Below are 25,389 nucleotides of genomic sequence, written 5' to 3'. Positions count from 1 at the left end.
ACCTACGTCGTCACTAATCAGCTGTATTGGCGTTGCTTTTTCGCACCTCGCGCAAATGTCTCTCTAATTATCCCACATTAAGATACTGCCCGAATTCCTTGCCGCCCGGACAAGTGGAGCTGGACCAGTCCCAGCGCTTTCGGCCGGAGAAGCAGCTGTTGGGATCGATCATCCTGGGAACATTTTCGTCAGCCTTCAATTAAGCAGAGAAGCTGGTTTGGAGCAGATCAATGGGTATTTTTTCCGACCTTGATAAGAAACTGACGGAGAATCTCTACGCGCACGGCAACGACCTCGTCGATCCTGCCGCGGATCTTCCCGAGAGCGTCGAGGAACGGGTCGAACTCTTGATGCCGTTCGTTCAGCCGGAGGCTCGCGAGTTGGTCCGTTCGCAGATCCTTGGTCTCATTCATGAGTACAGGAATGAGGATTGAACGCCTATGGTCATCGTCAAACCTGGAGCAGCTGGCCGAGAGACATGTGCTTTCGCAGCGCCGGAAAACATCGACGATGTGGAGGAAACACGCGTCGAATAGAACGGCGACGATCTCGTGGCTACCGGAGATCGGGGGCCGATGAGAATTCTCGTTGTTGGAGCCAGCGGCTTGATCGGCGCTTCGATCTGCGCCCGCCTCGTTTCCGAAGGACATGAGGTGGTCGGCATCACCCGTAGCTCTCGGGCAAATGCAGCCCGCGATTACCAGACATTGGTGCTGGATATGGCCGCAGCACTTCGCCCTGAGGATTGGCTGCCGCACCTGACTGGCGTCGATGCCGTGGTGAACTGTGCCGGCGTTCTGCAGGACAGCCCGCGCGAAAAGACCGGGCAAGTCCATCGCGATGCGGCGGCTGCTCTTTTTCTCGCCTGCGCGCGGGCCGGCGTTGCCAAGGTGATCCACTTCTCGGCAATGGGTGTGGATCGGGCACAGCCTTCGTCGTTCTCGGCGACGAAATATGCCGGCGATCAGGCGCTGATGGCGCTTGACCTGGACTGGATAATTCTTCGCCCTTCCGTGGTGCTCGGCCGGCCTGTGTTTGGAGCCAGTGCATTGTTTCGCGGCCTGGCCTCGCTGCCGATCCTGCCGTCAATGCCAGATACCGGCCGGCTGCAGGTCGTGCAGCTCGATGATGTGGTCTCGACTGTGCTCTTCTTTCTCAATCCCGGCAGTCCGTCTCGTCTGGCGCTGGAACTTGCCGGTCCCGAACAGCTGACCATGGATGATATCATCGGTACTTTCCGCCGCTGGCTCGGCTGGGCTCCTGCAGCCAGGCTGGTCTTGCCGGGATGGGGTGCGCGGATTCTCTACCGCCTCGGCGATTTTGCCGCGATGCTCGGCTGGCGGCCTCCGATGCGCACCAATGCCGCCAGGGAGATCGCGCGGGGGGCGCTCGGAGATCCGTCGGACTGGATTTCCCTGACCGGCATGCGACCACAAAGCCTGGCGCAGTTCCTCGCGCTCAATCCTGCGACGGTGCAGGAGAAATGGTTTGCCTGGCTTTATGTCACAAAGCCTGCAATTTTCGTCGTGCTGCCGTTCTTCTGGATCATGACAGGGATTGTTTCGCTGACCACGGGCTACGGCAACGGCATCGGCCTCATGCAAAGCACGGGGGCTGGCATGTTGTCGGCGCCTGCCGTGATCGCCGGCGCTCTTGCCGACATCGTCGTCGGCGCACTCATAGCCTGGCGGCCAACGGCGCGAAAAGGCCTCTACGCCGGCATCGCGCTGTCGCTGTTCTATCTGGTCGTGGGCACTTTCCTGCGCCCGGACCTGTGGAACGAACCACTTGGGCCATTCCTGAAGGTCTTGCCGATCATCGTCCTTCACTTTGTTGCCTTGGCGATCCTGGAGGAGCGCTGATGCTTTATTTCGTGCTGAAGTTCCTGCATGTCATCGGTGCCAGCGTGCTGCTTGGCACCGGCGCCGGCATCGCGTTCTTCATGCTTCTCGCCCACTGGACCGGCAATGCGGCAACAATTGCGGCAGTGGCGCGCATCGTCGTGGTCGCCGACTTTCTCTTCACGGCAACTGCCGTCGTGGCGCAGCCGATAACCGGCGTCGCGCTCGCCTGGCTGGCGGGCTACTCGCTCTCCGAAGGCTGGATCGTGTTGTCCATCGCGCTCTATATCGTCACCGGCGTGTTCTGGCTGCCGGTGGTGTGGATGCAGATGGAAATGCGCAATCTGGCGTCCGAATCCGCCAAAACGGGGGGGCCGCTGCCGGCCCGGTATACCAGGCTCTTCCGGCTGTGGTTCGCCTTCGGCTTTCCCGCCTTTGCTGCCGTCCTCGGGATTTTCTGGCTGATGATCGCGCGGCCGGCGATCGAGTGGTAACGCCTTGCCGCGACAGATGTCGTGGCTTCGATTTCGGCGCTGGAACATCTTTCCCATGAATGCGTTCGGCGCGGATGGATCAACCCGCGCGCAAACGCCGACATTCAGCCTCGTCCGCGACTGAAGCGGATGTTCTCATCGTTGGCGGTGGACCTGCGGGGCTGGCGGCGGCTATCTATCTCGCCAGGTTCCGTCATCGGGTCGTCGTGGTCGACGCGGGTGAACCGCGCGCGAGGCTGATTGCGGAAAGCCGCAACTGTCCGGGATTTCCGGAAGGGATCAGCGGCCCCGATCTTCTGCAGCGGCTTCGTTCCCAGGCCGCCAAGTTCGGAGCGACACTGATCCAGGATCACGCGTCATCGGTCGAGCCGACCGTAGGCGGGTTCGGCGCCGAAACCAACGGCGGGCGGATCGTCGCCCGAAAGGTATTCCTGGCGACAGGTATCGTCGATGTCGTGCCTGCAATTCCGCGTCTGCGCGAGGCCATCGCCAAAGGCAGCGTACGCCTTTGCCCGGTTTGTGACGGCTACGAAGTCATAGATCGTCAGGTCGCGGTCATCGGTCACGAGGCGCAGGTGCTGCGAGAGGCCTTGTTCCTCAAGCAGTATACGCAGCACGTCACAATGATCGCACGCTATCTTCCAGATTTTTCCGCCAGCACACGACGCGTGGCCACGGAAGAGAACATTGCTATTTGCGACGCATTCAAAAAGTTTGTTCCCACCGACAGCGGCTACCAGGCCATCCTCAAGGACGGCGAGGTGCGCCATTTCGACGTCATCTATCCGGCGATGGGATGCCAGGTGCGTTCCGACCTTGCGCTGGCAATGGGCGTCAAATGCTGCGACGAGGGCTATGTCATCGTCGACAAGCATCAGCGGACTTCGGTCGAGGGGGTGTATGCCATCGGCGACCTGGTCAAGGCTCTGAACCAGATCGCAGTCGCCTTCGGCCAGGCTGCGATCGCTGCGACAGATGTTCACAATGACCTGGCCCTCGGCTACGAATAAGGCCCTGAACATTAAAGGGCACAGATATACGGTAGGCGGGGCGAGCGGGATGGCACCAGCTATTGTTGTGGTGCTGGGTTTCCCAGCCCCTCCAACAGTGTGCTCAAGGCCGCATCCAAGGGGGCCGATCCCACCTTCTCGGGCACCAGGAGTCCATCGATCGCAAGCATGGTCATGCCGTGGATGAGCCCCCAGCCGGCTGCCGCCTGACCTTCTATAGGCCGCTTGCGAATGCTCCCCGCGGCCTGGCCCCGCCGGAGGATTTCGACGAGAACGTCGAATACCGCCAGCGCCCGCTCATTGAGATGCATTCCCACCGCTTTTCCCTCCTCCGCGCTAAACATCAGGCGGTAGAGAGCCGGATTGTCCGTTCCGAACGCGACGTAGGCTCGAGCTATCGGAGTAATTTCGTCGCGCAGAGTTTTCGGCGCTTCAGACTTCGCTGCCGATAGGGACTCGCGCAGCCGGTCGAACCCAATCATAGCGATCTCCGCAAGCAGCGCGGCCTTATCGGAAAAGTGCTTGTAGGGTGCCGCGTGGCTTACGCCAGCCCGGCGGGCGACTTCCCGCAGGGTGAACTGCCAGCCCTTCTCCTCCCGAAGCATATCCAACGCCGTCTCGATAACCGCACGGCGGAGATCACCGTGGTGATAGGGGCGGCTGGGTGCGTCCTGCATGGTACCTCAAAGTTTCTTGTGAATACATTGTTGACACTGGCTACTTAAGGGGCTACATCAGGGCGTAAGTTTCTTCTGTCTACATCGGAGTGGACCATGAACGCAATCGCAAAAATCAAAGGGATTTATGAGCGGGGCCGTTGGAACCTCTCCAACCTTCTGCGCGCGCCCTTCAGACAGCCAATCGATACCATCTTCAACATGATGCTCCGGTGACCAGCATGCCGTCATCAAATCGAGTTCAGGAGCATCAGCACATGACGACCGACTCATTGTTGCCACTGCACGGCTCCTGCGAATGCGGCGCTTGCTCGTTCGAGGTGCGTACTGCCCCGAAGGGTAGATTCCGGTGCCACTGCCTGATTTGCCAGGCGTTCAACGGCAAACCGTTTGCGGACGTGGCTGCCGTTCGCGCCAAGGGTGTCGTGCTGAAAAACGCCGGCAATATTTCATTCAAGAAATACCGTCCGCCGCCGAACTTCAATCGCGGGGCCTGCCGGACCTGCGGCAAGCCGGTTGTGGAGGTTGCGGGCTTTGGGCCGTTCAAGACGATGTTCATCCCGGCCAGCAATTTCGAGCCCGGGGCCCGGCTGCCGCCGGTTCGGATGGATATATTCTATCACCGTCGTGTGCTGGACATGCCCGGCAGCCTGCCCAAGTACAGCGGCTATTACCCGAGCCTTTTGGCAGTCGGGAAAATGATCATGAGTGGCTTGTGAATTGGTGAGTCGATTTACTTGGGTGCCATCGACGTGATGGTCTCGGCGCTGTCCGGCATCTACCTGTCGTCATGCGGCATCATCGGCTCGATCTTCGGCAGATCGGCCAGGTTCATCACGGCCTCACCGAACTGAACTATGCTTTTGGGCGTGACATGGAGGCGCGGCCAGATCCTTACGGAAGTTACGGGGGATGGCTCACGTATATCTGTGCCCGTTTCATGTCCGGGGGCCGATAAGCTCTCGAAACCTACCTCGCTAGCGCAGCATGGCTGCCAGCACGAAGGCCGCGGCCGCTACGAGAACGACTGCGGCAATCACCAGCACCGGCCAGTTCTTGCCAGGCTGAAGACCAGGCTCGCTTGCTGCCGGCCGCATCGCATCGCCGAAGCTTGCTTCATTCGTGAACTCAGGCTGTCGCCGTGGACGAGCCTCGGCGACAGGATTTGGCATACCGGCAGCTTCGGCGTCGGTCTTTTCAGGTGCCGCGGCAGGGTCGAACCCCGGGGTCTTATCCCTTGTCGCCCCGGCCTGAATATCGCCTCTCGCTTTGGTCTGATCTCGTCGGACGGCCATCATGGTCTCTCCCCTGACACCAAACTTCGATCTGGCTCAGCGGTTCCAGTCTGCGCCGCATTTGCTGAACACACCCGATTTTCCGAACAGACCCGATTTCTGAACAGATTTGGCGGTGATCCGGCTTCTCCGGAACAGAGGGCGCCGTTCGCAGTTGTGTTGGATCATCGCCTGGTGAGTTGGCCATGCCGTCTGCACTTGAGCAACTGGCTCAATCCGTGAAAGAGCGACGAGCGATCTTGTTCGTTGGGGCGGGGGTGTCGATGAGCGTCGGCCTGCCATCCTGGGAGAAGCTCATCGAGCATATGGTGGATGAACTCGGCCTCGATCGAGACGTGGTCGACAGGCCTGAGTCCAGTTACCAGGCTCTTGCCGAATATTACCGGCTGAAGCATGGCAGTCTCGGCCCCTTGCGCAGCTGGATGGATCGCGAATGGAGCGTCTCGCGGGAAAAAGTCAAGGGATCGGCGATCCACAAGCTGATCGTGTCACTCGATTTTCCGATCATCTACACCACCAACTATGATCGAAACCTTGAGGTTGCGTTCGAAGTCCACGACCGCGCGTTCGTGAAAGTGGCCAATGCCAAGGATATCCCCAAGGTGAACGGCGAGGTTACCCAGATCATCAAATACCACGGCGATTTCGACGACGACGCGTCTCTCGTCCTGGCGGAGTCCGACTATTTCGAGCGGCTGTCGTTCGAGTCGCCGTTGGATGTGAAGTTTCGCGCCGACGCACTGGGGCGCACTGTCCTGTTCATCGGCTACAGCATGTCCGACATGAACATCCGTCTGTTGCTGTATCGGCTTTGGGAAACCTGGCGCCGGTCCGGTTATGAAAAGAATCGTCCGAAATCGTTCGTCTTCATGCCGCAACCGAGCGTCGTCCAGCAAGCGGTTCTCGGACGCTGGGGTATCGACATGCTGACCGACGAGGCCGATCGGCCGGAGGATGCTCTGGTGGCATTCCTGAGCAAGCTCAAGGACGCGATAGACCAGGCTTAGTGCGTATGCGTTCGGCCGGCCGGGAACATTGTAGATCGTTGCGACGTTCATAGCCGCGAAGGGATGCTGTTTGCGGAGGCCTATGATGGGCCAGTTCCAGATGATCGATCTCGTTTCCGTCATCGACGCCTGCACCACGGACCGCGCCGCAGGGCGATTGGTGTCGATGGCCAAAGCCGTCGAAGAGTTGCGGGTGCTGACCGGTGATTTCATCTCGCCGGACGAAGTCGTGGCCAACGCACTGTCGCCGGTGGCGTGGGAGCGCGGCTGCGCGGTCCTTTTCGACGAGCAGCCGGGCGCCGATATCCTGCACACGCCATGGCAGGATGCCTGACTGAGGACGCCTGAGCGTGCCGAATATCGGCAGCCGCGCCGGCCGGGCGCTGCACGCACTGAATATGCCGCCGTCGGGAGCGGTGGCGGCGGTACCGCAGCAGGAGCGTTTAGCCACAATCCGTGAAACCGGAGAAATTCTATGAGCAAAAAAGAGACCCGTTACGAACATGGCGCGACCAAGTACCCTCCCAAGAAAGTTGCGGACGCGTCGGATCAATTCTCGCAGGAGGCGGCCGGTAACAAGAAGCCTGCCGGCGGCATGGGCCTGACCCGGTCAAGGGACGAGGTGGAGGACAAAACCCGTCAATCCGAAGGGCAGGACCCGCCCAGGCGGTCTACACCCAGCGCAGCGACCGAAAAGACATCCGGCGCCGGTCCATCGATGGCCGAACGTTCCAAGGACGCCAAGGCTCCAAAGAGCGGCCGCCAGCCAGGCGCCTACGTCAAGAATTGACCGCCAGGGAACCTGCAGTCAGCCCATCATCGTCTTCAGCGGCTCCCGAGCGAGGTTTGCTTCGATCTCCTTGCGGCCCGGCGTTTCCCGCAGCGCCGTGCGCATGTTCTTGCGATATTCGTTCGGCATGCGCGGCGGCAGCATAGGTTCATATGCATCGACGACCGCCTCTATGATCACCGGGCCTTCCGCGGCAAACGCGGCATCAAGAACCCCATCGACGTCCTCAGGCCGGGTGACGCTGGTAGCCGATGCCCCCCATGACCTCCGCGGCAAGGGCGAAATCGATCGGCTGGAGTTCGCAGGCAAATTGCAGGTTGCCAAGGAACATCATTTGCTCCCAGGCGATCTGGTTGAGCATGTTGTTCTTGATCACCAGAAGCTTGAGCGGAATCCTTTAACGCACGGCCGTCGAAATGTGTCGACCAGGATCTCGGCGGTGTTGGGCATGGTTGCCTCCAGTGTGTTGTCCCGGGGCAATGACCGCCCCAGGCCAAGGACAACCGGGAGAAGCAGGGCGAGGGCGCTTGTAAAAAGCGGCGCCGAGATTGACGCCTCCGGCGTGGACGAGGTGCGGGGCCGCTCCGCCTGTGGAAGAGCTGGGTGAGATAAAGCCGTGCGTGCCCCGCGCAGGGGGCGAGCACCCACAGGTTGGTTAAGACGTTGTCGACGACACCCCAGCGCCGTAGAAACCGGTCTCCCGCATGATGCCGTAGTGCAGGGCCACGGCGTTGAAGTTTGCGCTGCCACGTGTGTAGGTTGCGGCAAACATCCCGGCCGCTGGCGCGGCGTATGGGCCGAGCAATTCGCCTTACCGGCAGAAGCAGAAAACACTAGAATGAACTCCTGCGACGGTTCCAACTGCGCCAAAGACGAGCGCGATGAGCGCGGCGCTCTCACGAGCGGATTCTGGTGGAACTCCTACCACGTTGCGCTCATGCACCCGGAGAACTTGACTGCGAGGGAACGTGGGGATTCCGCTCACCCGTCTGCTGACACTTTGACTTCGCTTGGTGCGCGTCAGGCCTGAATTCCGGCTGATCTTCAGATAGCGGCGATGTCCAGCTTCGAGCCGTCGACCAGACGCGACAGGCGGAACGGTGTAGGATCGACGCAAGGCGTGTCGTTTACGACAAGCTCTGCGGCCAGATAGCCAAGCCCCGGGCCCAAACCGAAGCCGTGGCCCGAGCAGCCCGCCGCGAGGACGAGGCCTTTCACCCCGTCCACCTGCGACACCACAGGCACTGCGTCCGGCGTGCAATCGACGAAGCCGCCCCAGGCACTATCGATCTCTATATCGCCGAGTTGGGGGAAGGTCTTCCGGACACTCTCCACCACTTGGCTTACCAGCCATTTTAAGGGTGGAGGATCCAGCACCCGATTCTGTTCGAAGATCCGATCGTCGCTGGTCAGCAGCGCCGGCATTGAATCCGGCCCCGAAAGGAACGATTGGCCGATGCCGAGCCTGACGTTCTTCAGGCGACGCAAGAATTGCGGCATGAATTCCCGGCTATACCGGATAGCCTGGGGCGTGATTTCGAGGTTCGCCTTGCCGCTGATCGCAAGCGTATAGCTGCCGTCCAGTCGGCGCGTGATCGTGCAGTAGGGTGTGGAGACCGCCTCGCCTATGTTGATTGTCGGGGTGGAACGCAGCGCGGTCTGCCGGATGCTCGCTTGGGGGAAACTGATCCCGAGCGGCCTAAGGAAGCGCGAGGACCAGGCGCCAGCGGCGCACAGCACCGCGCTGGTTCTGATGTAGCCCTTCTCCGTGTGCACGCCCGCAATCTTGCCATTGGCCAAGTCGAGCGCCCGCGCGGCGCATTCCTGGTGGATGGTGGCGCCCAGAGCTCTCGCCCCATCGGCGATGGCCGGCGCGGCGAGCGCAGGTTCGGCCTTACCATCCCGGTCCGAATAGGTCCCGCCGACCCATTTGTCGCGCGCTTCGGGGACGCGCTCGGCCACCTCCGCCCGGCTCAGCATGCGGGTGTCGACCCCGTACTCCCTGGCGACCTCGCGCCACCTTTCCCAACCGGCGAGCACAGCCTCGTCGTGAGTGGCATAGACGAGACCGCAGCGTCGAAATCCAAGGTCCCGATTGATATCGCGCGTCAGCTCGTCCCACAGTCGCATGGAGATCACCGAGAGCGGCAGTTCGCGCCGATCGCGGTTCTGCTGGCGGCACCAACCCCAGTTGCGGCTCGATTGTTCACAGGCGACGTGGCCCTTCTCGAGCAGAGCCACAGAGAGGCCACGCTTCGCCAGGAAATAGGCGGCCGTAGAGCCGAGGATGCCGCCGCCGACGATGACGACGTCGACCTCGGCCGGGAGACGCTCATCGCTGTGAATGCGTTCGACTCGGGGCGACATGCTCCAACCAACCTCGGCTGCCAAGAATGCGGAAGCAAAGTTCCGATCAGCCCTTCATCGCATCGTGCGCTCGAAAGAATGTGCCGAAATCATCTAGGACTTCGCCAGATGTGCGGGTTTTTGATCCCTTGATCGATACGAGCTGCTCAAGCCCGACCGAGTTCCAGTTCGGCGCAGGGCGGCGTAACCTGCTCGCGAGTCCGTTGGATCGCGCTTGAGGGTCTTGAGCCTGCGAGCGAAGTTGTAGGCGGCAACGAAGTCGGCGAGGTGTTACCTGAGCTGATCGTGGCTCTCGTAGTAGAAGCGTTTGACCGTGGCGTCCTTGATCGTGCGGTCCATCCTCTTGCAGCTTTACGCGCTCGCTGCGGCGGGCGTCAGACGTGGACATAGGCGATCAGTCGCCGAACGACGGAGATGCTCTGATGTTCCATCGGAACACCGTGGGGAGAAAGACTGACGGATCATGGCAGATGCGGATGAGCAGCCCGGAACAGATGAGCGAATAGACGGATTATTCGGCCGCCATCTCGGAACGATCCCGCCGCCCTGCCATTATCGCCATAAGGACAGGCTCAGATCGTGGTGGCGCACGATTGGTCCGCTTCGGCAAGGACCGTGGCCAACTGCAATCACCGGAAGTCGACGGTTCCGTCAGCGATCTGGGCGTCAAAAAATCGAACGCAAGGCACCTTGGAGGAAACCAATGGCTGGACGCAGAACCCATGAGCAGCAATTGCGCATCATTGAAAAGCGGGAGAACACGAAGGGCGCCGGCAAGGATTTCGACGCAGAGGCCGACCTGAAGCGATCAGCAGCGGAACGTGAAGCGCGGCGCAAGGGGTCGGAAATCAGGTCCAAGACACCCGACCTCGTTGACCCTGACGATCGCAACATCCTTCGCGGAGAAAATCAGGAGAGCGTTCATCACAAGAACCGTCCCGACCACTAAGAATTGGAGCAAGCCCATGGCAAAAGGTAGCAAGAAGCACATCGGAGCGGGTGCGCGGGGAAAGGGTTCCGGTGCAGGCGCCATGACCACCACCCCAAAGAACAAGCTCGAGGAAAACAAAGTCCTGTCCAACCGCGACAAGGCTCAGCATACGAAGCAACGCGGTCTGGATTCCAGGCAGATCGCGACCGAGCAGCGCCAGGATCACGCTGCCAATCGTTTGCGCGATTGACGGCTCAACCGCCGCTGGCGCGCGGTCTGGTCGGTAGAGAAAGATGCGGTCTGGTCTGGCCGGTTAGAAACATATGGCCGCTCGGCGTGCGCCATCGGCTGTCGGCGAACAGGCTAGCCGGGAGATCGCATCGACGATTTGCTCTCGAACTGCTCTGCCTCACGCAGCAGCCGGATCACCTCCGCGTCGGTCGTCTGCGCGAAATCGTCATAACACTGGCTCACGGCTCTGAACGGCTCGGGCGTGACCAGACAGACCGCTTCGTCCACGTCGGCTTTGATCAGGTCGAGCGTGTCCCGGGGCGCGACCGGGACGGCCAACACGACATGGGCGGCGCGATCCTTTCTTAGCGCCTTGAGCACCACTCTGACCGTGCCTCCGGTCGCAATGCCGTCATCGACGACGATGACGGTCCGGCCCAGGACCGAAGCCGCAGGCCGGCTTCCGAGATAGAGGTTTCTGCGACGTTCGATTTCGAGCAGTTGCCGCCGCTTCTCTGCTTCGACGTATTCGTCTGACGGCCGGACCAAAGCCATCGCCTCCTCGTTGAGGACGAGCTGCGGATTTTCCCCGTCGACGACAGCGCCGATGCCATATTCGGAATGGCCCGGCGCGCCGATCTTGCGCACAAGCAGCACGTCGAGCCGGGCACGGAGTGCCTTCGCGACTTCGAAGCCAACTGGCACGCCGCCGCGCGGCAGCGCCAGCACCAGTGGATCGGTTGCCGCGAACCTGGGCAAAGCGGCGGCAAGCTGGCGCCCCGCATCCGTTCGATCTTTGAACCTCAAGGCGTCAAAGCGCATGGTCTTCACCTCCAAGGCCGAAACCCTAGCGTGGTGCTGCTCAGGCCTCCTCCTCGCCCAAATTCAGCTTGCTGGCGAAACGACGATCGGAGGCAATTGTTTCGTCTCACCTTGATAAAAACTTGCCGAACGATGCGATTGGCCCGGGTTCTGCTGCTGGCCCGGAGGGCGTTTCAGGCAAAGGGCTCATGCCATGGCCAGGCGCGCGAGAAAAACGCTGCTGGAACAATCGATCGCCCTGCTGCGTTCGACTGTTTTGCTCCTTCCTGTCAGGGATGCTCGATGGCGCCACGACCTTTCTGGAAAGGCTATCTGAAGCTTTCGCTGGTGACCTGCCCGGTGGCGATGACGCCCGCTACCACCGAGAGCGAGAAGGTCCGGTTCCATACGCTCAATCGCAAGAGCGGGCATCGGGTGGTCAGCCAATATGTCGATGCCGTCAGCGGCAAGCCCGTTGCTGAAGACGACGAGGTCAAGGGCTACCAGCGCGGCGAGGACGAATACGTCCTGCTCGAGGACGACGAGATCGACGCAGTTGCGCTCGAGAGCACGCGTACCATCGACATCGACATGTTTGTCGATGCCGACAGCATCGGCTGGATCTGGTACGACAAACCGCACTATCTCACCCCTGACGACCCGGTTGGGGAGGAGGCATTCTCGGTCATTCGCGACGCGATGCAGTCGACAGGGACAGTCGGAATATCGCGGCTGGTCATGTACCGCCGCGAGCGCGCCGTCATGCTTGAACCACGAGGCAAGGGCATTGTGCTGTGGACACTGCGCTATGGCGAAGAGGTTCGCGATCCCGAGAATTATTTCGGCAAGATCGATGACGTCAAACCCGACCCGAAACTGATGGATATGGTCTCGACCCTTATCGATGAGCGAACCAGGCAGTGGGATCCCGCCATGACCGGAGATCCCGTCCAGGCGCGGCTGCTGGAGATCATTGCCTCGAAGAAGAAGGGCAAGAAGGGCCCGGCCAAGGCGAAGGCCAAGGCCGAGCAACCGGCCAGCAACGTGATCAACATCATGGATGCGCTGCGCAAGAGCATCGGCTCGGAGCCCGGAAAGCGGAAATAAACGCCTGGGAGCAGGCTGGGCTGGGGGACAAAGGCAGCACAATGAAGGTCATACCCCGCGATCCTGCTTTCGACAGCACCCGCCGATCCAGCGATTTCCTCCTGCCGCTCGATACGCCTCCGATGGAGGCAAAGGCGGCCGATGCGATTCCCGAAGGAGAGGGATGGCAGTATGAACGCAAATGGGATGGTTTTCGCTGCCTGGCATTTCGGCAGGATGATGCGGTCGAGTTGCGCGCAAAGTCAGGCAAGCCGCTCGGACGCTATTTTCCCGAACTCGTCGCGACATTGAAGGAACTGCCGTCGCGCCGTTTTGTCGTCGACGGGGAAATCGTCATATCGGTCGACGGCAAGTTTTCGTTCGACGCGCTCCAGATGCGGCTTCATCCGGCCGAGAGCAGGATCCGCAAGCTGTCCGCCGAAACCCCGGCTAGCATCGTCCTGTTCGACATGCTCTGCGATCAGCACGGAACCGTCTGGTTGGCGCGGACTCTGAAAAAACGGCGAGCGATCCTTGAGGCTTTCGTCGCTTCGGCAAACCGCAGGAACATCGTGCTTTCGCACTGCACGCGCGATGTGAAGGAAGCCCGCTCCTGGCTAGGGGATGCCGGACATGGGGCGACAGACGGCGTCGTCGCCAAGCGGCTGGACGGTCCGTACCAACCGGGGGTGCGCGCGATGGTGAAGGTGAAGCGGCTGCGGTCGGCCGATTGTGTGGTCGGCGGCTTTCGCTATCTCAGCAGCAGTCGTCAGGTCGGATCATTGCTGCTGGGTCTGTACAACGAGGCCGGCAAGCTCGACCACGTCGGTTTCACCTCGACGATTGCCAAGGAGGACAGGGCCGAGCTTACCCGCAAGCTCGAAGCCATGCGCGAGCCACCGGGCTTTACCGGAAAGGCGCCGGGCGGGCCGAGCCGCTGGAGCACCGAGCGCAGCGGCGAATGGGAGCCGGTGCGGCCCGAGCTGGTGGTCGAGGTACGCTTCGATCACGTCACCGGCGACCGTTTCCGGCACGGCACCAAGTTCCTGCGCTGGCGGCCGGACAAGGCTCCGGAGCAATGCACGTTCGAGCAGGTCGCCTGATTATTCCGATGCATGCACTTCGTAGTGCCGTCCTCAAGCCGCTTTCTTGCGCCGGTTTGCACGGTCTTCAATTGGCGCCGCGGCCGCGCGGAAATCCTGCCAGGGGTCCGACGACAGCGAGGCAAGCCGGGTCGGCGTGTTCTCGACGGTAAAATAGGCCGGTCCGATGCCGGGGCCGAGCTCGTCCCAGGCAAGCGGCATCGACACCGCCGCACCCGGCCGTGCTCTTGTCGAATAGGGTGCGACCGCGGTCGCGCCGCGCTGGTTGCGCAGATAGTCGACAAGGATTTTCCCGCGCCGTTTCGATTTTGTGATGGTCGAGACGTAGCGGTTGGGATTGTCGGCGGCCATGGAGTCGGCAATCGCCTTGGTGAAGGCTTTTACAGCTGGCCATTCGGCTTTCGGCTTCAATGGCGCCACGACGTGCAGACCCTTGCCGCCGGAGGTCTTGATGAAGGGGACAAGCCCCGCATCCTTCAGCCGGTCGCGGGTCTCGACGGCGGCTTCGATCACCGCCTCCCAGCTCACGCCTTCGCCGGGGTCGAGATCCATGATGATCGTGTCCGGACGCTCCCAATCGCTCACCGTCGAGCCCCAGGGGTGGATCTCCAGCGACGCCGACTGGACGAGACCGATCAGCCCGTCGAGATCATTGATGCTGATCAGCCGCTCGTCGGGCGGATCCTTGGGGTCGTGGACCAGTACGATGTTGGGGTTCAGCCCCTTCCAGGCATGCTTCTGGAAGAATTGCTCGCCCGAAATCCCGTTGGGACAGCGCACCAGCGCCAGCGCGCGGCCGACGATGTAGGGCGACACATAACGCCAGACCTCGGCATAATAGTCGGCGAGGCCTTCCTTGGTCACGCCCTCGTCCGGCCAGTAAAGACGGTCGGGATGGGTGAGCTTGACGGTCCGGCGCTGAGGTTTGGCCACCTCCTTGCTCGTCTTCGGCGTCTCGCGCGTGATTTCTTTCGCCGGCTTGTCTTCGCGCAACCCGCGGAACGAGGCGTGGCGCAGATGGCCGTCGGCGGTCCACGCCCGGAACTCGACTTCGGCGACGAGGTCCGGCCTGACATAGCGGACTTGCCGAGCCTCGTCGGCGCTCAGCCGTTTTTCGAACGGGCTTGACGGAATGCGTAACCGCTCGAGCTTCTTGAACAGGCTCTCGGCGACCGCTGCCGTGTAGCCGGTGCCGACGCGCCCGACATGATGCAGCTTGCCGTGGTCATAGACACCCAAGACAAGCGAACCGATCGCCTTGCGCGACGTTGTCGAGGGGACATAGCCGGCCACGACAAATTCCTGCCGCGCCGAGCATTTCGACTTCACCCAGTTCTTGCTGCGGCCGGCGCGGTAGGGCGCATCGCGAAGCTTGGAGACAATGCCTTCCAGGCTCAGCCGACAGGCATGTCGCAGCACCAGGGCGCCATCCTCCTCAAAATGGCCGCTGTAGCTGATGATGCCGCTGTTACTGCCGATGATTTTTTCCAGCAATTCCTTGCGCTTGATTAACGCAACGTCGCGCAGATCGTAGCCGTCGAGATGAAGCAGGTCGAAGACGTAGAAGTGAAAGCGATCACTGCGGCCCTCGCTGAGATCGGCTTGCAGCGCGGAAAAATCCGATGCGCCGGCTGACGTCTCGACCACGAGTTCACCGTCGATCAGCGCCGTCCCGACAGGGATATCGGCCAGCGCCGAAACGACCGCCTTGCCGAATTTCTTCGTCCAGTCGAGACCGCTCCGCGTCAACAGTTTGACGCGGCCGGCTTCGATCCTGGCCTGCAGCCGGTAGCCGTCGAATTTGATCTCGTGCAGCCAGCGCTCGCCCGACGGCGCTGACGAGACCAGGGTCGCCAGCGTCGGTTCGACGAAATCGGGAAGCGCCGCCTTCTTGGCGCCCTTGATCTTTGACGGTTCGGGAACGCTGATAGTGGCGGGGGCCTCTTCCGCTGGAGCTGGCCTGGTGCTGCCGCCGCGGCGCCTGCGAATGCGCCCTGTCTTAGACGACCAGCCGGGCTCTTCGCCGGCGACGTCCTCTATCTTGCGGCCGGTCGCGACGGATTCCGGCCGCTCGTCCAGAATGTCGGGATCACGTTCGGTGCGCGCGGCGTCATCGTCGCCTTTGATCAGCAGCCAGTTCTCGCGCTTCTCCCGGGGCTTTCCGGCCATCCGCACAAGATGCCAGCGGCCGCCAAGCTTCTCGCCGTGAAGTTCGAAGTCGAGATGGCCTTTCGCATAGCCGCGATGCGCGTCGCCGATCGGCGCCCAAGTGCCTCTGTCCCAAAGGAGAACGGTGCCGCCGCCATACTCGCCCTTCGGGATTGTGCCTTCGAAGTCGCCATATTCCAGAGGATGGTCCTCGACGTGGACGGCAAGACGCTTCTCGCCGGGGATCAGGCTCGGCCCTTTTGTGACGGCCCAGCTCTTCAGGACGCCGTCCATTTCGAGACGAAAATCATAATGGAGCCGGGTGGCATCGTGCTTCTGTATGACGAAGCTGTTGCCGGTCCTCGGCGCCCTGCGGCCCTGCGGCTCCGGGGTAACGGAAAAATTGCGCTTCTTGCGGTAGGTCTCGAGCGCCATCGGTCAGCCGGCCTTCCGACGCGGCGCTGTCTGCTTCGCCTTGGCATGGCGCGCTGGCTTTGACTTTGCCGCGGGCTTTCTTGTCGAGGGCTGCTTCCCGCCAACGCCGGCACTCTGGCGCAGCGCATCCATAAGGTCGACGACCCTCTCCCGCTTGGCCGGCTTCGGAACGGCGATCTTCTTGCCCTCGAGCTTTGCCTTCACAAGCTCGGCCAGCGCCGCCTCATAACGGTCGTCGAATTTGGTCGGATCGAATTTGCCTTTCTTGGTCTTGATGATGTGTTCGGCCAGTTCGAGCATCTCGCCCTCGATCTTCAAGTCGGGGATGTTGTCGAAAGCCTCCTCCGCCGAGCGCACCTCGTAATCGAAATTCAGCGTCGTTGCGACCAGGCCTTCGTCATAGGCGCGGACGAGCAGGGTCCGGACGCGCCGAAACAGGACGGTCTGGGCGATGGCGGCGACTTTCTTCCTGCGCATGCCTTCGCGGATCAGCCCAAACGCTTCCTCCGCGTGTTTGTCCGACGGGGCCAGGTAATAAGGCTTGTCGAAATACACGTCGTCGACATCGGAACAGCCGATGAAGGCCGAGACCGACAGCGTCTTGTCGCTCTCGGGAACAGCGGCTGCGACCTCATCGGGTTCGAGCACGACGTACTCACCCGAGCCGATCTCATAGCCTTTGACCTGGTCGTCCTTCTCGACCGGCTTGCCGCTATCGCTGTCGACGAAGGCGCGATGCACCCTATGACCGGTGGCGCGGTTTATCGTGTGGAAGGCGATCCGCTCGGAGGTTGAGGCAGCCGTATAGAGCGCCACCGGGCAGCTGAGTTCTCCGATTTTCAGAAAACCCTTCCAATTTGCTCTCGGCGCCAAGACGATAGCCTCACTGTCACAAGCGTTGCACAGGAAATGCAACGTGGCGGCGCCGAGATTTGTTCCTTTGGCGCCTGCTCTGCGATGATCAGAAGGGTCCTGGGCCAGCAGACAAGCCATTCCGCTGCAACCAAATTCACCACCCGTCGTTGTCGAGCAGCAAGGGAGCGGTTGGCCATGACGGGATTATACATGAGGAGACTGTCGTTTTTGTCGGCGCTGGTGGCGACTCTGGCTCTGGCGGGTTGCAGCAACGAGGCCGAGCCGACACAGGGCAGCACCAGCAGCACTGAGCCGACCCAGAGCAACACCAACACCGTCGATCAAAATCCCGAAGTCGACAAGGACCCGACGCCGAAGACGACCACGGGCGGCGATCAACCCGGAACGCCGCCCGCGCAATGAGGGATCGGCCGACCGACCGGATTCTCCCGGATGCATTACGCGCGACAAGGGCAAAAGATCTCATCCCGACGGGCTCTGTTCGACCAGATGGTAGCTATACCGGTCGCGAATGAAGGCGTTGAAAAACCGGCCTTTTGACCAGGCCTTGCGGAATGCCGCATAAGTTTGCGGCGGCACGTCGTTGAAATCGTAGCGATTTCCGCTTGGGACAAACCATACGGAGAGGGTCCTCGTCGCCGGGTCGTAATTGATGCTTTGGATAACAGTTGAAGGCATTTCCCAACACTCGACGCGCCTGGGCAATAACCCGCCCCGGCAATCCGGGTTCCATCTCGCGCATGTGGAGGCAATGATCCGGCGGGCCCCAAGGCCTTGCCGCCACGGGCCGGCTTCACCAATTAGGGTTGATGCCATCGCTCAAAACCAGGCAGCCGCAATCCGCTGGCCAAGGCGACCTGTTTCGCGCGCCTGACTTTCTCGCGCCCGACTTTCACGCACGTGACGACCTGCCGGAAGGATTTTGCTACCGGCCGGAGCTGATCACGGCGGAGGAAGAGGCCGAACTGGTGCGGCAGCTCAAAAGTCTCGCCTTCCAGCCTTTCGACTTTCATGGCCATCTCGCAAACCGGCGCGTCGCCGGTTTTGGCCTGCGCTACGATTTTGACCAACGCAAGGTGGTCGAGGCGCCGCCGATCCCTGCTTTTCTGATGCCGCTCAGGGACAAGGTGGCGGCATTTGCGCGGCTGCCCGCCGATGCTTTCGTGCACGTCTTGATCAACGAGTATCGGCCCGGCGCGGGTATCGGCTGGCATCGCGACAAGCCGCAGTTCGATGCCGTGGCCGGCGTTTCTCTTCTTGCGCCATGCAGCTTTCGGCTCCGCCGGAAGAACGGCACGAGATGGGCTCGCGTGACCGTCACCCTCGAGCCAAGGTCGGCTTACCTGATGAGGGGCCTGGCGCGCACCGAATGGGAGCACAGCATCCCGCCGGTTGCCGCGCACCGTTATTCGATCACCCTGCGGACCCTGCGGCCGCAACGGTCGCCTCGATCAGAAGCGATAGTTCGATGACCAGAATCGAGACCGGTTCCTGTTTTTGCGGTTCGATAAGTGCTGAGATGCATGGTGACCCGTTCTGGATTTGCTCCGATCACGATGACGATTGTCGCAAGGCGATAGGCAGCCCGTTGACCGTCTGGGTCGGCTATCGACCGGCCCAATTCAGATTGCTCACCGGCGCGCCAAAAAAATTCTCAAGGACCCGAGGCGTGCTCCGCACCTTCTGCGCCGATTGCGGGACATCCATAGCCTACTTCGACCAGGGGCTTCCCGAGGAACTTTATCTGACGATCGGCTTCTTCGACCACCCCGAGCGCTTTGCGCCGCAGGCTCATGCCTATTGGGACATGAAGCTGCCGTGGGTGGAATTTGGCGACGATCTGCCGCGTGTGGGAAGATATTCAAGGCGGCGCGATCCGGCGGTCGGAAATCCGGCCGACCGGTAACCGGCAACGCCGCCGATGGGACCCGAATGGCCCAGCTGAATTGAATTGCGATCAGTTTGTAATCCAAACGGACCGGCATCATCGCTTCTTCACGCCGCTTTCTATACTATCTGTTGAGCGCAAGGCATAGGTCGGAACAGGCAGAAAAATTTGGCACAACGATCGGGAAGCGCAGACCTTCCACTTCATGGCGGACGCGTGCCGAAATGGCTCGGCGACCGGATGACGCGCCTTGGAGCCGTCATGTGCGAGGCGATCATTCACCATTACGGTCGCGAAGAGCTGCTGCGCCGGCTGGCGCATCCCTTCTGGTTCCAGTCGTTTGGCGCCGTCATGGGAACGGACTGGCATTCCTCCGGCATCACAACCAGCGTCATCGGCGCCCTCAAACGTGGTTTGGCTCCGCTCTCCGGCGAACTCGGTATTCACGTGTGCGGCGGCCGCGGCGCGCATTCGCGCAAGACCCCGCATGAGCTTGCCGTCATCGGCGAGCGCGTCGGCTTCGATGGAACAGGCCTGGCGACGGCAAGCCGGCTCGTCGCCAAGGTTGACAGTGCCGCCGTCCAGGACGGCTTCGACCTTTATCTGCATGGCTTTATCGTCACCGATGACGGCGACTGGGTCGTGGTGCAGCAGGGCATGAACGGCGACAGCAAGGTGGCGCGCCGCTATCACTGGCTGTCCGAAGGCCTGAAGAGTTTCGTCGAGCAGCCGCATGCCGCCATCGAAGGCGCCAACCAGGGCGAGATCGTCAACCTGACCGACCGCCGCGCCGACGCCTCGCGCAAGGGCCAGTTGAATCTCCTGCAGGATCTCGGACCGGATCGCATTCTGAGGGAGTTCGCCGCGCTCGAACGTGATGTGGCTGTCGCACCGGAGCCCGATCAGCCAATGCTGCCGCACCTGGTCATGCCGGCGCACCACGACGTTCGCGAAAGCGATGTCGTCATGCGTCGTCTTCATGGCAGCATGGCTGCGGCTGCCGAGCGTGGCCCCGCCGATTTCTCCGAACTTCTCCTGGTACCCGGCGTCGGTGTGCGCACGGTGCGGGCGCTGGCGCTGGTCGCCGAGGTTTTGCATGGCGCGCCATGCCGGTTTTCCGATCCCGGCCGCTTCTCGCTGGCACATGGCGGCAAGGACAGGCATCCGTTCCCCGTGCCGCTGAAAGTCTATGACGAAACGATCGGCGTCCTGAAGTCGGCCGTCCACAAGGCCAGGCTCGGTCGCGACGAAGAACTCGGCGCCTTGAAGCGGCTGGACGAGCAGTCGCGGCAGGTCGAACGCTATGTCACCGGCCCGAGCCTGAAGGAAATCGTCGCCGGAGAGTTCGATCGGTCGCATCAGCTCGGCGGCCGCAGCGTGTTCGGCTGGGAGGCCGCACCCGAGCCGCCCGCGGATGCTAAACAAATCAAACAAAAGGGATGATCGGACCGGAACGCAGTTCAGCGGACCTGGCCTGATCCGTGTTCAGGCATCCAGATCGATCAAGGCGATGCCGAGTTCCGGACGTTTTCTGCGGCGCAGATGACCAGGCGTTTCCACCAAAGTGACTTCGAGTGTAGGCCGAACAATGCCATCGAGCAGATGTCCGCCCTTCGTGCTGCCGTCGCGCAATCCGAGCACCGCATGGACGTGAAGGCTGGGCTTGCCGTCGTCGCCGATCGCAACGTCGCCGATCGCGCTGAGCACCTCGCACTGTTCCAGCACCGGGATTTTCCGATAAGTTTTTTGCTCGATGTCGAACCAGCCGACAGTCGCCTTTTCGAAGGCGCCGAGCGCGGTCAGCGAGGCGCCGCCAATATCGTTATCGACAGCGAAAGATGTGAGCGCTGCGAACGCTTCCTCGCCGGGATCAAGCACCACAACGAACGTCCTTTGTCCGGCGCTTTCGGCGACGAGCTGCGATTTCATGATTTCACTCCAGACGCTGTGTCGGCTTTGGGTTGTCATTCGATCGAGAGGTTGAACGGAAAGCTGGCTCGCGAGTTCCCAACAGGTTTGGCTTGGCTTTGAACATCGCAGCGCCCTTCGGCTGTGGCGAAGATGCAGCGGTGCGGAACAAGATTGTCCAGGAAACATTGTTCCCCGCAGGCTATCTCTGAGGAGCGGACGTGGCGCCAACCGAGATCATCGTCAGGCATGCGCTAACGCCGCGTGAGTTCTGGATTGGTCTTGGCCGTGCCTTTGCCGGAGCGTTGATCTTCGCCGCCCCGGTGCTGATGACCATGGAGGCCTGGGCGCTGGGCTTTCACCTTCACCCACTGCGGCTCGCCCTGTTCCTCGCTGTCACTTTGCCAATGCTGGTGCTGCTGCACAAGTACGGAGGCTTTCGCCACACGGTGGCCCTGCGCGACCGCATCGCCGATGCTTTTGTGGCGATACTCGTGGCCGCTGTGGCGGCTACGGCGGTGTTGTTTATTTTCGGCATCGTGACCGCCGAAATGCCGCTACGGGAGGTGATTGGCAAAATTGCGGTGCAAATTGTCCCGGGCAGTCTCGGGGCATCCTTGGCACGCGCTCAGCTCGGCCCGAGTTTGTTGGAGGAGGAGGAGGACATTCCCGAGCCCGGCTACACCGGAGAGCTGTTCCTGATGGTGGTCGGAGCGCTGTTTCTATCGGTGAACATCGCACCAACGGAAGAGGTTGTCCTCATCGCCTACAAGATGGAGCCCTGGCAGGAAATCGCCCTGGTGGTGGTCACCCTCGCTCTCATGCACGCCTTCGTCTATGAGTTCGAATTCCGCGGCTCGCACAGTCCCGAGCCAGGCGCTGGATTCGTCAGCATCTTCTTTCGCTATGCGATCGTCGGCTATGTCCTGGTGATGCTTGTGAACCTCTACATCTTGTGGACCTTCGGCAGGACCGATGGCGCCGGCTTTTCGGAGACACTCAGTGCAGTCGTGGTTCTATCGTTTCCTGGCGCGCTCGGGGCGGCGGTTGCGAGGCTCATTCTGTGACAAGGAACGCGGCAAAAGGCGACAAGCAACAGAAGCAGCAGTCCGACAACAAAGCAAAGACACGCAAACCCGGAACTTCGGTCACGGAGTGGGTCGTGGCGGGCATAAGCTCCGTAGTCCTGCTTGCCGTGCTCGGTTATCTTGTCGTCGATGGCGTGAGCACGCGCGATGGGACCGCCCGGATCGTTGTGGTGCCGCTCGCGGTCGCGGTCACCGAGGGGGGCTACGTGGTCGAGTTCGCCGCTGCAAACAGGGCAGGGAAATCAGTTGCTGCTGTCGAGATCAAAGGTGAGCTCCGCAACGGCGATGAGGTCGTCGAGGATAGCAGCGCTACGCTCGACTATGTCCCACAGAATTCCCAACGGAAGGGCGCGTTGATCTTTCGTCGCGATCCCGAGGCCTATGACCTGCGCCTCTTTGCCATTGGATATAGTGAACCCTGACCAGTCAAAACGCCATGGATGAAAGGGAACTCGGCGTGGATGACGCGGTCAACCGGCCACTGCTTCGCCCTGCTGTAAAAGCGACATGGCTGCAGAGAACCAACACGGCCGGTGCCTCCGAGAATGATGTGCGTGGGCGATCCTTTCGCACCCTATTCCTCTCTATTCCTCCGGGGCGGTGGCAGGAGCCGTATAACGGCGACGCACCGCATCCAGAACGTGCTTGCGGCTTTGCTGCGCCGAGAGCATTTCGTCCTTTTCCGCCTCGGCGGTCTCGCGCGCCAGATCCTTGTCCCTGATCTGTCGGCGAAACCATTCGGAATAGTCGCCGGCGCGCAGGTGATGCTCCCAGGTTCTGTCGTCGATGCCCTCGGCAATCTGAGCGAAGATCATCAGGTTGTGGGCCCGGAGGTTCATCGCGTTGTCGGGACCTCTGAAATAGAAGCTGCCGGCCTCGTCGAGTTGACCTTCTGCATATTTGCGGCTGTGACGCTTGAGCGACTGGCGCGGCTCGATCGCTTTGACCATGGCAATTTTCTTGCGGGCTTGCGGCCGCCAGAACAGCACACGCTCGCCTTTTGGCGAGGGAATATCCTTTGGCGGCTTGGTGTCCGTCTCCTGACAAAAGGCCTTGATGACATTCTTGGCCTTGGGACCGAGCGCAATGACGGCAGTGACCAGACGCAGGGCGTCGGTCGAGATCGCTTCCGGATGAACGGTGATCAGGACAGTGCCCGGCAATTCCAACGACAGGATGGCGCGCGTGTCGTCGCGCTTCCTGGGCAGAAGATGATGCGCCTCGTCGATGACCAGCCAATGCGGCCTCGCCGTACGGTAGCGGAAATTGCCAAGACCGGGGAGCAGGTCGGCAAAGAAGCCTGGTCGCTCGTTTACCCGCAACGCCAGCCCGTTGACGACCACATTGGTGTCGGGCTTTTCGATCAGGTCGAGCACTTGTGCCTTTGTCGGTTCGCTTGAGGCATCGCCTACCCGGACGGCGCCTTCGAGGCCATCATAGTCGCCTTCCGGATCGAAAACGCAGAATTGAAATCCGTTCTCGACGAAGCGTTCCGTCAGCGCGGTGGCCAAGGTGGATTTGCCGATGCCGGAGCTTCCGGCGATCAGAACCGTGTCGGTCGGCGTCAGATAGACTTCGTCGCCGCCGACCGAACCGAGAAGGATGCCGTCACGGGCTTTTCGGACAAATTCCCGATCACGCTTTACCAGCTTTTCGATCAGTTCCTCGACGCCCTTTCCACGCGCGCCGCGCGTTACAAGATCCGCTGTATCCTTGACCGCCGCAAGGGCGTTCTCGACAGCGACGCTGCAGCCGCAGGCCCGCAGGAACGCATGATCGTTTTCAGCATCGCCAATACCGACCACATTGTGTGGCGACAGCTTGAGGTCCTCAAGTGCGGCTGCCAGCCCGGCTGCCTTGTTGATGCCGGTGGGCAGCACCATCACCGCGCCCTTGTTGAAGATGATTTCCAGCTCCAGCCCGAGTTCCTTGATGACCTCAAGAACTGTTGCCTGGTGTGGTTCCCAGGTCGCGACGATCGACCGTCCGACTGAAAGCGGCTTGACGCCGCGTTTCTTCAAACTGGCGACAAATTTCGGCGCCGGCGCCGGTGAGATCGCACGTTCTTCCTCGCTGGCAGGCGTGTAGATCAACGCCCCATTTTCGGCGACGACCTTGTCGAACACGCCGAGTTCGGGAAAAACCCGCTTGAGGTCGGGCAGTTCGCGGCCAGTGACGAGGATGAGCTTGCGGCCACTTTTCTTGAACCGTTCGAGGGCTGCAAGCGTCTTTTCGACTACGATCCCATCGTGCGCCAGCGTGCCGTCATAGTCCGTCGCCAAGGCAATGAAATACATCTGTCGACCATTTCATATCTGAGATCGCCGCTACCACCGTCACAGGCGAGAGTTCCACGACGATCGAGGCAGTGCGGGCGACACGTTCTCAGTAGCCGCCGATGATCGGCAATATCTCGCCGGTGATGTAGCTTGAACAATGCGGCGAGGCGAGGAACACATAGGCCGGCGCGATTTCCTCCGGTTGCGCCGGCCGTTTCATCGGCGTGTCTGCGCCAAATTTCGAGACGTCGCCGGCTTGCTTGTCCGACGGGTTGAGCGGGGTCCACACCGGGCCTGGCGCCACGCAGTTCACCCGAATTCCCTTTTCGATGAGGTTGCCGGACAGCGCGCGCGTGAAGGCATGAATGCCGCCCTTGGTCATCGAATAGTCGACCAGCTGCTTCGAGCCCTCGATGCCGGTTATGGAGCCGCTGTTGATGATCGCCGAACCAGGCTTCATATGCGGAACGGCCTCCTGCGCCATGTGGAAATAGCCGTAGAGGTTGGTCTTCAGCGTCGTGTCGAAATGCTCCTCGGTCAGCTCACTGAAGTCGCTGGAATGGACCTGGAAAGCGGCGTTGTTGACCAGCACGTCGATCCGGCCAAATTCCTTCACCACCTTAGTCACAGCCTTGTGGCAGTGGTCGCGTTCGCTGACGTCGGCCTTGACCAGCGTGCAGCGCCGGCCCTCGGCTTCGACGGCCCTCTTCGTTTCTTCAGCATCCTTGTCCTCGCACAGATAGACGATCGCCACATCGGCGCCTTCGCGCGCATAGAGCACGGCCACGGCTCGGCCGATGCCGGAATCGCCGCCGGTGATGACGGCCACTTTGCCGTCCAGCTTTTTTGATCCGATATAGAATGGCGCGTCGTAAAGCGGCGCCGGCTCTATCGCCCATTCATGCCCTGGCTTCGGCTGGTGCTGCTCGGGAAAGGGCGGCTCGGGATATTTGCGTGCTCCGGCCTGCATGGCGCCTTGTTGCTTGCCGTTGCCCTTCGTTTTGTCCTTGGCGTCGATGCCGCGCTGGATGTGGCGTTGCTTGGCGGCCTCGCCGGCGATTTCCGATTTCCTCTGCATGGCTGTCTCCTTGGCTTGGAGAACGAACAACGCATGTCCGGCGAAAAAGTTTACGC

Annotated in this window: 28 protein-coding genes and 1 pseudogene; 18 read left to right on the top strand and 11 right to left on the bottom strand. The window is 61.3% G+C overall.

Translation table 11 applies throughout. The annotated features are described in order from the left end of the window. Positions 1-230 precede the first annotated feature (230 nt). From AC0L2C_RS11380 to AC0L2C_RS11365, 4 genes are all read left to right on the top strand, one after another. Positions 231-434 carry a hypothetical protein gene (locus AC0L2C_RS11380; RefSeq protein ID WP_023801320.1) on the top strand — a complete coding sequence of 68 codons (204 nt, stop codon included), beginning with the start codon at positions 231-233 and terminating at the stop codon, positions 432-434. 141 nt (positions 435-575) lie between these two features. Beyond that, complete coding sequence (locus AC0L2C_RS11375) at positions 576-1,862, top strand: SDR family oxidoreductase (protein ID WP_473523388.1); 1,287 nt, start codon at positions 576-578, stop codon at positions 1,860-1,862. Beyond that, positions 1,862-2,335 carry a DUF2269 family protein gene (locus AC0L2C_RS11370; RefSeq protein WP_473523387.1) on the top strand — a complete coding sequence of 158 codons (474 nt, stop codon included), beginning with the start codon at positions 1,862-1,864 and terminating at the stop codon, positions 2,333-2,335. The genes AC0L2C_RS11375 and AC0L2C_RS11370 overlap by 1 nt, the downstream gene beginning before the upstream one ends. A gap of 59 nt (positions 2,336-2,394) precedes the next feature. Continuing rightward, the gene (locus AC0L2C_RS11365) at positions 2,395-3,345 is read left to right on the top strand and encodes an NAD(P)/FAD-dependent oxidoreductase (protein ID WP_245268704.1); all 951 of its coding nucleotides are present in this window, start codon (positions 2,395-2,397) and stop codon (positions 3,343-3,345) included. A gap of 59 nt (positions 3,346-3,404) precedes the next feature. On the opposite strand, the gene AC0L2C_RS11360 is transcribed toward AC0L2C_RS11365, so the two are convergent. Then, positions 3,405-4,022, bottom strand: a complete 618-nt coding sequence (locus AC0L2C_RS11360) for a TetR/AcrR family transcriptional regulator (protein ID WP_287374455.1) — start codon at positions 4,020-4,022, stop codon at positions 3,405-3,407. 257 nt (positions 4,023-4,279) lie between these two features. On the opposite strand from AC0L2C_RS11360, the gene AC0L2C_RS11355 reads away from it, so the two are divergent. Continuing rightward, the gene (locus AC0L2C_RS11355; RefSeq protein ID WP_473523386.1) at positions 4,280-4,741 is read left to right on the top strand and encodes a GFA family protein; all 462 of its coding nucleotides are present in this window, start codon (positions 4,280-4,282) and stop codon (positions 4,739-4,741) included. Between the two features lie 258 nt (positions 4,742-4,999). Here the strand turns inward: AC0L2C_RS11355 and AC0L2C_RS11350 are convergent, their stop codons facing one another. Further along, positions 5,000-5,317 carry a hypothetical protein gene (locus tag AC0L2C_RS11350; RefSeq protein WP_473523385.1) on the bottom strand — a complete coding sequence of 106 codons (318 nt, stop codon included), beginning with the start codon at positions 5,315-5,317 and terminating at the stop codon, positions 5,000-5,002. 185 nt (positions 5,318-5,502) lie between these two features. On the opposite strand from AC0L2C_RS11350, the gene AC0L2C_RS11345 reads away from it, so the two are divergent. From AC0L2C_RS11345 to AC0L2C_RS11335, 3 genes are all read left to right on the top strand, one after another. Next, on the top strand, positions 5,503-6,324 hold the full coding sequence (locus AC0L2C_RS11345) for an SIR2 family NAD-dependent protein deacylase (RefSeq protein WP_287214397.1): 822 nt from the start codon (positions 5,503-5,505) through the stop codon (positions 6,322-6,324). 85 nt (positions 6,325-6,409) lie between these two features. Then, the gene (locus AC0L2C_RS11340) at positions 6,410-6,658 is read left to right on the top strand and encodes a hypothetical protein (protein WP_027154088.1); all 249 of its coding nucleotides are present in this window, start codon (positions 6,410-6,412) and stop codon (positions 6,656-6,658) included. Between the two features lie 141 nt (positions 6,659-6,799). Then, positions 6,800-7,114, top strand: a complete 315-nt coding sequence (locus tag AC0L2C_RS11335; RefSeq protein ID WP_473523384.1) for a hypothetical protein — start codon at positions 6,800-6,802, stop codon at positions 7,112-7,114. Positions 7,115-7,132: 18 nt separating this feature from the next. Here AC0L2C_RS11335 and AC0L2C_RS11330 read toward each other — a convergent pair. Next, a pseudogene (locus tag AC0L2C_RS11330) lies at positions 7,133-7,508 on the bottom strand (thiamine pyrophosphate-dependent enzyme); the annotation flags it as partial. A 650-nt stretch (positions 7,509-8,158) separates the two neighbouring features. Next, positions 8,159-9,481 (bottom strand): NAD(P)/FAD-dependent oxidoreductase, encoded by a 1,323-nt coding sequence (locus AC0L2C_RS11325; protein ID WP_473523383.1) that lies wholly within the window; start codon positions 9,479-9,481, stop codon positions 8,159-8,161. 703 nt (positions 9,482-10,184) lie between these two features. Between AC0L2C_RS11325 and AC0L2C_RS11320 the strand changes: the two genes are divergently transcribed. Both AC0L2C_RS11320 and AC0L2C_RS11315 read left to right on the top strand, forming a co-directional pair. Then, positions 10,185-10,430, top strand: coding sequence for a hypothetical protein (locus AC0L2C_RS11320; protein WP_023801336.1), 246 nt, complete (start codon positions 10,185-10,187; stop codon positions 10,428-10,430). A gap of 16 nt (positions 10,431-10,446) precedes the next feature. Then, positions 10,447-10,662, top strand: coding sequence for a hypothetical protein (locus AC0L2C_RS11315; protein WP_031255735.1), 216 nt, complete (start codon positions 10,447-10,449; stop codon positions 10,660-10,662). Positions 10,663-10,775: 113 nt separating this feature from the next. Here AC0L2C_RS11315 and AC0L2C_RS11310 read toward each other — a convergent pair whose 3' ends face one another. Then, entirely contained in the window at positions 10,776-11,465 is a 690-nt protein-coding gene (locus tag AC0L2C_RS11310) for a phosphoribosyltransferase (RefSeq protein WP_473523382.1), read from the bottom strand. A gap of 282 nt (positions 11,466-11,747) precedes the next feature. Here AC0L2C_RS11310 and ku (AC0L2C_RS11305) point away from each other — a divergent pair, with 282 nt between their 5' ends. Together ku (AC0L2C_RS11305) and AC0L2C_RS11300 are read left to right on the top strand one after the other, a co-directional pair. Beyond that, positions 11,748-12,551 carry a non-homologous end joining protein Ku gene (gene ku / locus AC0L2C_RS11305; RefSeq protein WP_473523381.1) on the top strand — a complete coding sequence of 268 codons (804 nt, stop codon included), beginning with the start codon at positions 11,748-11,750 and terminating at the stop codon, positions 12,549-12,551. A 41-nt stretch (positions 12,552-12,592) separates the two neighbouring features. Further along, entirely contained in the window at positions 12,593-13,633 is a 1,041-nt protein-coding gene (locus tag AC0L2C_RS11300) for an ATP-dependent DNA ligase (protein ID WP_023801340.1), read from the top strand. A gap of 33 nt (positions 13,634-13,666) precedes the next feature. On the opposite strand, the gene ligD is transcribed toward AC0L2C_RS11300, so the two are convergent. Together ligD and ku (AC0L2C_RS11290) are read right to left on the bottom strand one after the other, a co-directional pair. Continuing rightward, entirely contained in the window at positions 13,667-16,216 is a 2,550-nt protein-coding gene (gene ligD / locus AC0L2C_RS11295) for a DNA ligase D (protein WP_023801341.1), read from the bottom strand. A 3-nt stretch (positions 16,217-16,219) separates the two neighbouring features. Beyond that, positions 16,220-17,089 (bottom strand): non-homologous end joining protein Ku, encoded by an 870-nt coding sequence (gene ku / locus AC0L2C_RS11290; RefSeq protein ID WP_031255739.1) that lies wholly within the window; start codon positions 17,087-17,089, stop codon positions 16,220-16,222. 177 nt (positions 17,090-17,266) lie between these two features. On the opposite strand from ku (AC0L2C_RS11290), the gene AC0L2C_RS11285 reads away from it, so the two are divergent. Beyond that, positions 17,267-17,494 (top strand): hypothetical protein, encoded by a 228-nt coding sequence (locus AC0L2C_RS11285; RefSeq protein WP_473523380.1) that lies wholly within the window; start codon positions 17,267-17,269, stop codon positions 17,492-17,494. A gap of 60 nt (positions 17,495-17,554) precedes the next feature. Here AC0L2C_RS11285 and AC0L2C_RS11280 read toward each other — a convergent pair whose 3' ends face one another. Continuing rightward, positions 17,555-17,770 (bottom strand): KTSC domain-containing protein, encoded by a 216-nt coding sequence (locus AC0L2C_RS11280; protein WP_023801344.1) that lies wholly within the window; start codon positions 17,768-17,770, stop codon positions 17,555-17,557. Positions 17,771-17,901: 131 nt separating this feature from the next. Between AC0L2C_RS11280 and AC0L2C_RS11275 the strand changes: the two genes are divergently transcribed. From AC0L2C_RS11275 to AC0L2C_RS11265, 3 genes are all read left to right on the top strand, one after another. Next, positions 17,902-18,564, top strand: coding sequence for an alpha-ketoglutarate-dependent dioxygenase AlkB (locus tag AC0L2C_RS11275; protein WP_023801345.1), 663 nt, complete (start codon positions 17,902-17,904; stop codon positions 18,562-18,564). Then, positions 18,462-18,998, top strand: coding sequence for a GFA family protein (locus AC0L2C_RS11270; RefSeq protein WP_473523379.1), 537 nt, complete (start codon positions 18,462-18,464; stop codon positions 18,996-18,998). The genes AC0L2C_RS11275 and AC0L2C_RS11270 overlap by 103 nt, the downstream gene beginning before the upstream one ends. A 150-nt stretch (positions 18,999-19,148) precedes the next feature. Next, on the top strand, positions 19,149-20,423 hold the full coding sequence (locus AC0L2C_RS11265) for a DUF763 domain-containing protein (RefSeq protein ID WP_473523378.1): 1,275 nt from the start codon (positions 19,149-19,151) through the stop codon (positions 20,421-20,423). Between the two features lie 42 nt (positions 20,424-20,465). On the opposite strand, the gene AC0L2C_RS11260 is transcribed toward AC0L2C_RS11265, so the two are convergent. After that, positions 20,466-20,909: a PPC domain-containing DNA-binding protein gene (locus AC0L2C_RS11260; protein WP_287239397.1), complete on the bottom strand. Its 444-nt coding sequence runs from the start codon at positions 20,907-20,909 to the stop codon at positions 20,466-20,468. 254 nt (positions 20,910-21,163) lie between these two features. Between AC0L2C_RS11260 and AC0L2C_RS11255 the strand changes: the two genes are divergently transcribed. Together AC0L2C_RS11255 and AC0L2C_RS11250 are read left to right on the top strand one after the other, a co-directional pair. Then, a complete protein-coding gene (locus AC0L2C_RS11255; protein ID WP_473523399.1) occupies positions 21,164-21,955 on the top strand; it encodes a TIGR02587 family membrane protein in 792 nt (263 codons plus the stop codon). Beyond that, positions 21,952-22,398 (top strand): TIGR02588 family protein, encoded by a 447-nt coding sequence (locus AC0L2C_RS11250; RefSeq protein ID WP_128247506.1) that lies wholly within the window; start codon positions 21,952-21,954, stop codon positions 22,396-22,398. Before AC0L2C_RS11255 ends, AC0L2C_RS11250 begins: the two co-directional genes overlap by 4 nt. A gap of 162 nt (positions 22,399-22,560) precedes the next feature. Here AC0L2C_RS11250 and AC0L2C_RS11245 read toward each other — a convergent pair whose 3' ends face one another. Both AC0L2C_RS11245 and AC0L2C_RS11240 read right to left on the bottom strand, forming a co-directional pair. Further along, on the bottom strand, positions 22,561-24,273 hold the full coding sequence (locus AC0L2C_RS11245) for an HAD family hydrolase (protein ID WP_128247505.1): 1,713 nt from the start codon (positions 24,271-24,273) through the stop codon (positions 22,561-22,563). A gap of 88 nt (positions 24,274-24,361) precedes the next feature. Next, the gene (locus AC0L2C_RS11240; RefSeq protein ID WP_023801357.1) at positions 24,362-25,333 is read right to left on the bottom strand and encodes an SDR family oxidoreductase; all 972 of its coding nucleotides are present in this window, start codon (positions 25,331-25,333) and stop codon (positions 24,362-24,364) included. Positions 25,334-25,389: the final 56 nt, after the last annotated feature.

This window comes from Mesorhizobium sp. WSM4845, from assembly GCF_055811455.1.
The sequence above is the reverse complement of the archived record's forward strand: the minus strand, read 5'-3'. Positions and strand labels throughout refer to the sequence as shown.